The sequence below is a fragment of the Sphingomonas fuzhouensis genome (assembly GCF_034659795.1).
Classification (GTDB): Bacteria; Pseudomonadota; Alphaproteobacteria; order Sphingomonadales; family Sphingomonadaceae; genus Sphingomonas; species Sphingomonas fuzhouensis.
This window is the reverse complement of the sequence record NZ_JAXSQY010000002.1, coordinates 800,102-809,511: the sequence shown is the minus strand read 5'-3', so window position 1 is coordinate 809,511 and position 9,410 is coordinate 800,102. Positions and strand designations below refer to the sequence as shown.

The following is a 9,410-nucleotide window of genomic DNA, read 5'->3' as shown; positions in this document are numbered from 1 at the left end:
TATCTCTTAACTGAATACATAGGTTTCGAGAAGCGAACCCGGTGAACTGAAACATCTCAGTAGCCGGAGGAAAAGACATCAACCGAGATTCCGTTAGTAGTGGCGAGCGAACGCGGACCAGGCCAGTGCCCATCATTCAAGTAGCAGAACACTCTGGAAAGTGTGGCCATAGCGGGTGACAGCCCCGTATGCGAAACTGATGTGATGGGACTCGAGTAGGGCGGGACACGTGTAATCCTGTCTGAACATGGGGGGACCACCCTCCAAGCCTAAATACTCGTACATGACCGATAGCGAACTAGTACCGTGAGGGAAAGGTGAAAAGCACCCCGATGAGGGGAGTGAAACAGTACCTGAAACGGATTGCCTACAAGCAGTTGGAGGGTCTTTAGGGCCTGACAGCGTACCTCTTGCATAATGGGTCTGTGACTTAATGTTTCAAGCAAGCTTAAGCCGATAGGTGTAGGCGCAGCGAAAGCGAGTCTGAATAGGGCGACTTAGTTTGAAGTATTAGACCCGAAACCCGGCGATCTATGCATGACCAGGATGAAGGTGCGGTAACACGCACTGGAGGTCCGAACCGATTAACGTTGAAAAGTTACCGGATGAGTTGTGCTTAGGGGTGAAAGGCCAATCAAGCCGGGAAATAGCTGGTTCTCCGCGAAAACTATTGAGGTAGTGCCTCGAGCGGACACCATAGGGGGTAGAGCACTGGATGGTTGCGGGGGTCGCGAGATCTACCAATACTAACCAAACTCCGAATACCTATGAGTGATACTCGGGAGACAGACGGCGGGTGCTAAGGTCCGTCGTCAAAAGGGAAACAGCCCTGACCTACAGCTAAGGTCCCCAAGTCGTGTCTAAGTGGGAAAGCATGTGGAAATCCCAAAACAACCAGGAGGTTGGCTTAGAAGCAGCCATCCTTTAAAGAAAGCGTAACAGCTCACTGGTCTAAACAAGGGTTTCTGCGGCGAAGATGTAACGGGGCTCAAGACACGCACCGAAGCTTAGGGTGTGCACTTTGTGCACGCGGTAGCGGAGCGTTCCGTAAGCCTGCGAAGCGATCTGGTAATGGGTCGTGGAGGTATCGGAAGTGCGAATGCAGACATGAGTAGCGATAAAGAGGGTGAGATGCCCTCTCGCCGAAAGACCAAGGGTTCCTGCGCAAGGCTAATCCGCGCAGGGTGAGCCGGCCCCTAAGACGAGCCCGAAGGGGGTAGTCGATGGGAACCACGTTAATATTCGTGGGCCTGGTGGTGTGTGACGGATGGTGTGTGTTGTACGTCCTTATCGGATTGGACGTGCTTCGAAACTGTCCCGGGAAATAGCCCCACCGTATAGACCGTACCCGAAACCGACACAGGTGGTCAGGTAGAGTATACCAAGGCGCTTGAGAGAAGTGTCCTGAAGGAACTCGGCAAATTGCCTCCGTACCTTCGGAAGAAGGAGGCCCCATGTAAGCGCAAGCTCTCATGGGGGGCACAGGCCAGGGGGTAGCGACTGTTTAGCAAAAACACAGGGCTCTGCTAAGTCGGCTTCAAGACGACGTATAGGGCCTGACGCCTGCCCGGTGCCTGAAGGTTAAGTGGAGGAGTGCAAGCTCTGAAATGAAGCCCAGGTAAACGGCGGCCGTAACTATAACGGTCCTAAGGTAGCGAAATTCCTTGTCGGGTAAGTTCCGACCTGCACGAATGGCGTAACGACTTCCCCACTGTCTCCAGGACATGCTCAGCGAAATTGAATTCTCCGTGAAGATGCGGAGTACCCGCGGTTAGACGGAAAGACCCCGTGCACCTTTACTGCAGCTTCAGAGTGGCATTGGACAAGAACTGTGTAGCATAGGTGGGAGGCTTTGAAGCATTGGCGCCAGCCGATGTGGAGCCATAGGTGAAATACCACCCTGTTGTTGTTTAATGTCTAACCTCGTACCGTGAAACCGGTACAGGGACCCTCTGTGGCGGGTAGTTTGACTGGGGCGGTCGCCTCCTAAAGAGTAACGGAGGCGCGCGAAGGTTGGCTCAGGACGGTTGGAAACCGTCTGTTAGAGTGCAATGGCATAAGCCAGCCTGACTGCGAGACTGACAAGTCGAGCAGAGACGAAAGTCGGTCATAGTGATCCGGTGGTCCCTCGTGGAAGGGCCATCGCTCAACGGATAAAAGGTACGCCGGGGATAACAGGCTGATAACCCCCAAGAGCTCATATCGACGGGGTTGTTTGGCACCTCGATGTCGGCTCATCACATCCTGGGGCTGGAGCAGGTCCCAAGGGTTTGGCTGTTCGCCAATTAAAGTGGTACGTGAGCTGGGTTCAGAACGTCGCGAGACAGTTTGGTCCCTATCTGCCGTGGGCGTCGAAATTTGAGAGGAGTTGACCCTAGTACGAGAGGACCGGGTTGAACGTACCTCTGGTGTACCTGTCGTCGTGCCAACGGCGCAGCAGGGTAGCTATGTACGGACGGGATAACCGCTGAAAGCATCTAAGCGGGAAGCCTCCCTCAAGATAAGATTTCTCAGGACGGTCGAAGACCACGACCTCGATAGATCGGATGTGGAAGTGCGGTAACGCATGGAGCTAACCGATACTAATTGTCCTATTCGCGCTTGAGAGCTCCACACCCCCACCATCAGCCCTGGGCTAGATGGCAAAAGGGTCTGGTCATCAACACAGCCAGGTGCATCGATTTTATACCCAATTCCCCATCCCAACAGATGGGGACGTATTCGCGGACTCTATTGCCTGGTGGCCATAGCGTCGGTGTCCCACCCGATCCCATCCCGAACTCGGCCGTGAAACCCGACTGCGCCAATGGTACTACTGCTCAAGCAGTGGAAGAGTAGGGCGTCGCCAGGCATTACAGTCCGCGAACACAACAAAAACCCATTCACTTGTCCACCACCTTACCTTCTTGGCGCGGGGTGGAGCAGCCCGGTAGCTCGTCAGGCTCATAACCTGAAGGCCGCAGGTTCAAATCCTGCCCCCGCAACCATATAACCGACAACCAAACCGTCTCAGGATACCCCGAGGCGGCTTTTTTGTGCCTGCCGCTTCGGATGTTGTCCGAGAGAAGGGCACGTGCGCGGCCGGTGTTATTCGCCACGCCAGTATCCCGAACCCATCAGCCGCCCCGAAGGACGGCCTTTTCGCGTTCCGGCGCAGAGCTGCGACCAGACCGATGCAAATAGAGGCATCTTAACCCAGGTTTGTGGATCGACGCAAAAGCAAGCTCCCTTTGGCGGTTCGTCTGTCGATCGGTTCAGCTTGGCGTAGGATAGCGTGAATTAAAGCCCGGCTCCGACGACGACATGCCGACGAACAGGGGCTATCATATCCGCATGACCATATCGCCTTTCCCCGTTTCCCGCCCTTTCGCCGCCCGGTTGCTCGGCACGCTGGCGGCTGGATCGATGGTGGCCACACCATTGCTGGCGCAGGTTGCGCCGCCGCCCATCTTGGTGCCCGCCGCGCCGACCCAGGGACAGGCTCCGACGCAGCCTCAGGTCACGTCACCCGCTATCGTCCAGCCCTTGCCCCAGGCCACGCCGGCGATCGCGATGCCGACGCTGTCCGATGCGCAGGCGCGACAACTCGCGAGCCTGATCGCGCAGGCCGAGGTGGCGCAGGGGCTGCGGCAGGGGCCGCCGCGTGACCTGTCGACGCTGTCGCCCGCCGCGCTGACCCGCGTCGCGCTCGATTATGCGCATGCGGTGCATGTCGGGCGGCTAGACCCGGCCGATTTCACGAAGGACTGGGGCATTCGCCCGCAACCCTATGACCCCGCACCCGGCTTTGCCGAAGCGGTGCGGCATGATCGGCTGGCGGCCTGGATCGCGTCGCTGCCGCCGCCTTATGCGGGCTATGACGCGCTGGTGAAGGGGCTGGCCCGTTATCGCGCAATGGCGGCCGCCGGGGGCTGGTCGGCCTTGCCCGCCGCGACGATCCCCTTTGGGGCCAGCGGTCCGCAGGTCCTGCAACTGCGCAAGCGGCTGGCGATGGAGGACCCGGCGGTCAGCGCGACCGGCGATCGGTTCGACGAGGATCTGCTGGCGGCGGTGCGGCGCGCCCAGCGTCGTTATGGTTTGAACCCGGTGGGCACGGTGGGCACGCAGACGATCGCTGCGCTCAATGTGCCGGTCGCGCAGCGCATCCGCCAGATCATGGCGAATATGGAGCGCTGGCGTTGGTTGCCGCAGCAATTGGAGGCCAAGCGGGTCCAGGTGAACATCGCCGCCGCTGTGCTGACCGTATTCGACGGCGACAATCCGGTCATGTCGATGAAGGCGGTGACGGGCCGTCCCGGCAACGAGACGCCGATGCTGGTGTCGACGATCCGCAGCATCGTGCTGAACCCGCCGTGGAACGTGCCCAGCTCGATCGCCAACAAGGAATTGTGGCCCAAGGAGCGTGCGAACCCCGGCTATCTGAAGCGCGCGGGCTTCCGGATCATCGACAATGGCGACGGCAGCAAGCGGTTGCAGCAATCGTCCGAGAAGAGCGCGCTGGGGCGGTACAAGTTCGATTTCCCCAACGACTTTGCGGTCTATCTGCACGACACGCCCGCCCAGTCGGGCTTTTCGAAGTTCGACCGGCTGGCGAGCCATGGCTGCGTCCGGCTGGAAAAACCGGCCGAGCTTGCGGCGCTGATGTTGAAGACCACGCCCGAATGGCAGCAGCCGCAGATCGATGCGGTCATCGCGTCGGGCAAGACGGTGCGCGCGACCATGGCGGAGCCGGTGGCGGTCTATCTGCTCTATTGGACCGCCTTCGCCAATGCCGATGGCCAGGTGGGCTTCCGGGATGACCCCTATGGCTGGGACGCGCAACTGGCGAGCAAGATCGAGGCGCGCTCGGCCGAGCGGGCGCAATCGACCAAGGATTGAAAGGGACGGATATGATGAAGATCACCAACAGACGGGCCATGGCGTTGCTGGCGGCTGGGTTGCTGCTGCCGACACTGGCCGGCTGCTCGCGCTCGTCCGAGGACCCGCCCGTGCCGGTGGAGAATGACACGCCGGTCGTCGAGGAGAATATGACCGTGCCGGACGAGACCCCGGTCATGACCAATGATTCGGAGACCGTCGCGCCGGTCAATATGGCCGCCGACACCATTCCGCCGCCGCCCCCCGAGCGGACGGTCGACCAGCAGATGCTGGATGATGCATCGGCCACCGGCATGACCGCGCGCGTCCAGCGCACGCCGAACAGTGACGCACCTGCCGAGGGTGTCGAGCCCAAGGACGCGCAGTAATCTGCCTTATTCCTCCCCTGTAAGGGGAGGTGGCAGTCCGCAGGACTGACGGAGGGGTGTCACCATCAGCGGGGACACCCCTCCACCACCGCTTCGCGGCTGTCCCCCTCCCCTTGCAGGGAGGAATTTAGCGGGTGATCTCGCGGATCAGTGCCGTCCGCTGCGCCTCGGTCGGGCGCCACTGGCCTGCCATCGAACCATCGAGCCCGAACAGCGCGTCCACGACATGCGCGGCATCGCCCTGTTCCCATAGCGCGGCCAGTTCCGCCCGGCGCGGATCGGGCGAGGCGTCGTTGCCCGTTCGGATGAACCGCAGCCACGCCGCCAGCGCGGTCAGCGTCGCGGGGGCATCCCGGCCATGCGCCGCGAGCGAGGCCAGCCAGCGCGGACCGACCTTTTGCGAGCCGTCGCTGGCGATCTGCGACAGGCGATGTTCGAGCGTCACATTGGCGAAGCGGGCGAGCAGCGCGTCGGCATAGGGCTCCAGCGCCTGTCCTTCGGCCGCCGTAAAGCTGGTCGCCGCCTCGGCTCGCATCAGCCGTTCGACCACGGGGCGGATGGCGGGATCGGCGACCGCCTGGTGGACGAACGCATGCCCGCGCTCCAGCCCGAGATAGGCAAGTGCGGAATGTGCGCCGTTGAGCATCCGCAGCTTGGCGGTCTCATAGGGCGCGACATCGGCGACGAATTGCGCGCCGCCGATGTCCCAGCGGGGGCGCTCGCCCGCGAAATCATCCTCGATCACCCATTGGCGATAGGGCTCGGTGATGACGGCGGCCTCGTCGCGCATCCCCAGCGCCGCCTCGACCGCCGCACGATCGGCGTCGGTGACGGCGGGGACGATGCGGTCGACCATGGTGTTGGGGCAGCGCCAGTCGCGCTCGAACCAGTCGCGCGCCGCCGTTTGGCCGTGATGATCAAGGAACGCCGCCACGCCGCTGCGCAGCACTCGGCCATTGTCGGGCAGGTTGTCGCAACTGACGAGCGTCAGCGGGTCCAGCCCCGCCGCAGCTCGCGCGCCCACCGCCTGCGCCAGATAATGATAGATGCTGTTCCCGTCCGCGACGATGCCCGCCAGATCGGTCGCCCCGTCCGGCCGCCGCCAATAGCCCTTTTCGGTGACGGTCAGCGTCACGATCCGCGTATTGGGGGAGGCGAGGCGTTCGGCCAGCCGCTCGGGCGTCTTGGCCGCGACGATCACCTCGCGGATCGCGCCGACCAGCCGGACGGCTTCGCCTTCGCTCGACCGTTCGGTGACGGTATAGAGGCCGTCCTGTGGCGCCATCTGGTCATGCACGCCGCCTGAGCGCAGCGATGCCGCCGCGATTCCCCAGTCCCGGTCGCCCGCCGCCATCGCGTCATCGGTATAGACCGCCTGATGTGCGCGGTGGAACGCGCCCAGCCCGATATGGACGATGCCGATCCGTTGCGCCGCCCGGTCATAGCCGGGACGCGGGACACTTGCGGGCAGCGTCGCGGCGGTGGCTTCGTTCAGCCGGGTCACAGCCGGTACGCCGTGCGGACCAGCCCGTTGGTCAGCGCATGGGCCAGCGCGACCGCTTCATCCTCCTCCAGCCGATGCTCGGCAACGAGGCGTGCGAGGAAGCCGCAATCGATCCGCCGCGCGACGTCGTGCCGCGCGGGGATCGACAGAAAGGCGCGGGTATCGTCGTTGAACCCGACCGTGTTGTAGAAACCCGCCGTCTCGGTCGTCATCTCGCGGAAGCGGCGCATCCCCTCCGGGCTGTCATGGAACCACCAGGCGGGGCCCAGCTTTAGGCAGGGATAATGCCCGGCCAGCGGCGCCAGCTCGCGCGCATAGACGCTCTCGTCCAGCGTGAAGAGGATGATGGTCAGGTCGCGCGCATTGCCGACCACGTCGAGCATAGGTTTCAGCGCATGGACGTAATCGGTGCGCATCGGCATGTCCGCGCCCTTGTCGCGCCCATGGCTGGCGAACAGGCCCGCATTATGGTTGCGGAACGAGCCGGGGTGGATCTGCATCGTCATGCCGTCCGCGACGCTCATCTTCGCCATCTCGGTCAGCATCTGCGCGCGGAAGAGTTCGGCATCGGCGGGCGTCCAGCGGCCGCCGACGATCTTCGCGAACAGCGCCTCGCATTCGGCCGCCGACAGGTTGGCGGTGGCGGCCGTCGGATGGCCATGATCGGTCGCGGTCGCGCCCAAAGCGCGGAAGGCGGCGCGGCGCTTGGCATGGGCGGCGAGATAGCCGGACCAGCTATACACATCCTCGCCGGTCAGCTCGGCGAAGCGCTGCATCGCGCCGGCGAACTGCTCATGCTCGACATCGATCACGCTGTCGGGGCGATAGGTGGTGATGACGCGGCCCTGCCAGCCGGACTCCTTGATCGCCTGGTGATGGACCAGCGGATCGTCGGCACCCTCGGTCGTGGCCAGGCACTCGATACGGAACCGCTCGAACAGCGCTCGGGGGCGGAAGGCGGGGGTGGCCAGCGCCTCGCCGATCGCGTCGAAATAGCGGTCGGCGGTCGCCGCCTCGAGCGCCTCGGTGAAACCGAATACCTCGGCAAACACATGGTCCAGCCACATGCGCGAGGGCGTGCCGCGGAACAGGTGATAGTTCGCCGCGAACAGCTTCCACGCCGCGCGCGGATCGGTCGCCGGGCGGCTGCTACGATGCGGGATGCCCAGATCGTCCAGCGCGATGCCCTGGCTGTAGAGCATGCGAAAGACATAATGGTCGGGCGCGAGCAGCAGGTCGCTGGCATCGGCCCAAGGCTCGTCGGTGGCGAACCAGCGCGGATCGGTGTGACCGTGCGGGCTGATGATCGGCAGGTCCGCGACTTCGGCATAGAGCGTCCGCGCGATGCCCCGCGTCGTCGGGTCGGCGGGGAACAGCCGGTCGGGATGAAGCTCCAGCTTGCGGGTCATGCCGTCAGCTCCAGTTCGGCCAGAGCCGCGTTCGCGTTCAACCCCAGCATATACACGATTCCCTGCTCCAGCCCGCGCAGCTCGGCCAGTCCGCGCATCCGACCCAGCAACGAATAGCCGGGATTGGAGCTGCGATGAAGGTCGTCCATCATCCGGTGGCCATGGTCGGGGCGCATCACGATCGCACGGTTCTGCGCATGCGAAATCTCGACCACCGCCTGCATCACCTGGGTCATGCGGGCATTGCCGCCCAGATGCTCGGCCTCATGGAAATTGCGCTCGCCCGCTTCCCAACCGACCGAGCGGAGGTGGAGAAAGTCGATCCGCTCGGCAAAACGGCGGACCATGGCGGGCAGATCGTTGTCCGGCCGCGCGCCGAACGACCCGGTGCAGAAGCACAGCCCGTTCGCCAGGGACGGCACGGCGGCATAGAGACGATCCAGATCCTCGGCCGTACTGACCACGCGCGGCAGGCCGAAAATGGGGAAGGGGGGATCGTCGGGATGGACGACCAGTTTGATGCCGACTTCCTCGGCGATCGGACAGATGGCGCGCAGAAAGGCGATATGATTGGCGCGTAAGCGCTCGGCATCGATCCCGGCATAGGTGTCGATCGCGCGCTGGAAGGCGGGCGAGTCGAAGCTCTCCTCGCTGCCGGGAAGCCCCGCGATGATCGTCCGCTCCAGCCTGTGGCGCTCCTCGGGCGTCATCGCGGCGAAGCGCTCTGCGGCGGCCACGCGGACGCTTTCCGAATAATCCGCCTCGGCCCCCGGACGCCGCAGGATATGGATGTCATAGGCCGCGACCGCCGCCCATTCGAAGCGCAGCGCGGTCGCGCCGTCGGGCAGCTGCCAGTCCAGATCGGTGCGCGTCCAGTCGAGCAGCGGCATGAAATTATAGGTGACAGTCCGCACGCCCTCGGCCGCCAGGTTGCGCAGACTGTCGCCATACGCCTGGACGAGATCGTCGGTCAGCTCGCCGCGCTTGATCGCGTCATGCACCGGCAGGCTTTCGACCGTCGACCAGCCCAGCCCGGCCGCCTCGATCATCGCCCGCCGCTCGGCGATCGCTTCGCGTGGCCAGACCATGCCGTTGGGGATTTCATGCAGCGCGGTGACGACCTCGGTGGCGCCCGCCTGGCGAATATGGGACAAGGCGATCGGGTCGGCGGGTCCGAACCACCGCATAGACTGGATCATCAACACGTCCGCTATTCCCTCGTCCCATATCCTATTTGCAGGACGGTAGCGG

The 9,410-nt window shown here is 63.3% G+C and carries 5 protein-coding genes, 1 tRNA gene and 2 rRNA genes; 5 read left to right on the top strand and 3 right to left on the bottom strand.

Annotated features, from left to right (window positions below; translation table 11 throughout):
• The 5 genes from U1H82_RS08125 to U1H82_RS08105 form a co-directional block, all read left to right on the top strand.
• A 23S ribosomal RNA gene (locus tag U1H82_RS08125) occupies nt 1–2,605 on the top strand; the annotation flags it as partial.
• A 131-nt stretch (nt 2,606–2,736) separates the two neighbouring features.
• A 5S ribosomal RNA gene (gene rrf / locus U1H82_RS08120) occupies nt 2,737–2,851 on the top strand.
• 59 nt (nt 2,852–2,910) lie between these two features.
• Nucleotides 2,911–2,987 (top strand) — tRNA-Met (locus tag U1H82_RS08115).
• Nucleotides 2,988–3,333: 346 nt separating this feature from the next.
• Nucleotides 3,334–4,878 (top strand): L,D-transpeptidase family protein, encoded by a 1,545-nt coding sequence (locus U1H82_RS08110; RefSeq protein ID WP_322964412.1) that lies wholly within the window; start codon nt 3,334–3,336, stop codon nt 4,876–4,878.
• Between the two features lie 11 nt (nt 4,879–4,889).
• Nucleotides 4,890–5,246 carry a hypothetical protein gene (locus U1H82_RS08105; RefSeq protein ID WP_322964411.1) on the top strand — a complete coding sequence of 119 codons (357 nt, stop codon included), beginning with the start codon at nt 4,890–4,892 and terminating at the stop codon, nt 5,244–5,246.
• Nucleotides 5,247–5,373: 127 nt separating this feature from the next.
• On the opposite strand, the gene U1H82_RS08100 is transcribed toward U1H82_RS08105, so the two are convergent.
• From U1H82_RS08100 to uxuA, 3 genes are read right to left on the bottom strand one after another with little or no spacing between them, the layout of a single operon-like run.
• Complete coding sequence (locus U1H82_RS08100) at nt 5,374–6,750, bottom strand: mannitol dehydrogenase family protein (RefSeq protein ID WP_322964410.1); 1,377 nt, start codon at nt 6,748–6,750, stop codon at nt 5,374–5,376.
• The gene (uxaC, locus tag U1H82_RS08095; protein ID WP_322964409.1) at nt 6,747–8,159 is read right to left on the bottom strand and encodes a glucuronate isomerase; all 1,413 of its coding nucleotides are present in this window, start codon (nt 8,157–8,159) and stop codon (nt 6,747–6,749) included. Before uxaC ends, U1H82_RS08100 begins: the two co-directional genes overlap by 4 nt.
• The gene (gene uxuA / locus U1H82_RS08090; RefSeq protein WP_322964408.1) at nt 8,156–9,358 is read right to left on the bottom strand and encodes a mannonate dehydratase; all 1,203 of its coding nucleotides are present in this window, start codon (nt 9,356–9,358) and stop codon (nt 8,156–8,158) included. Before uxuA ends, uxaC begins: the two co-directional genes overlap by 4 nt.
• Nucleotides 9,359–9,410: the final 52 nt, after the last annotated feature.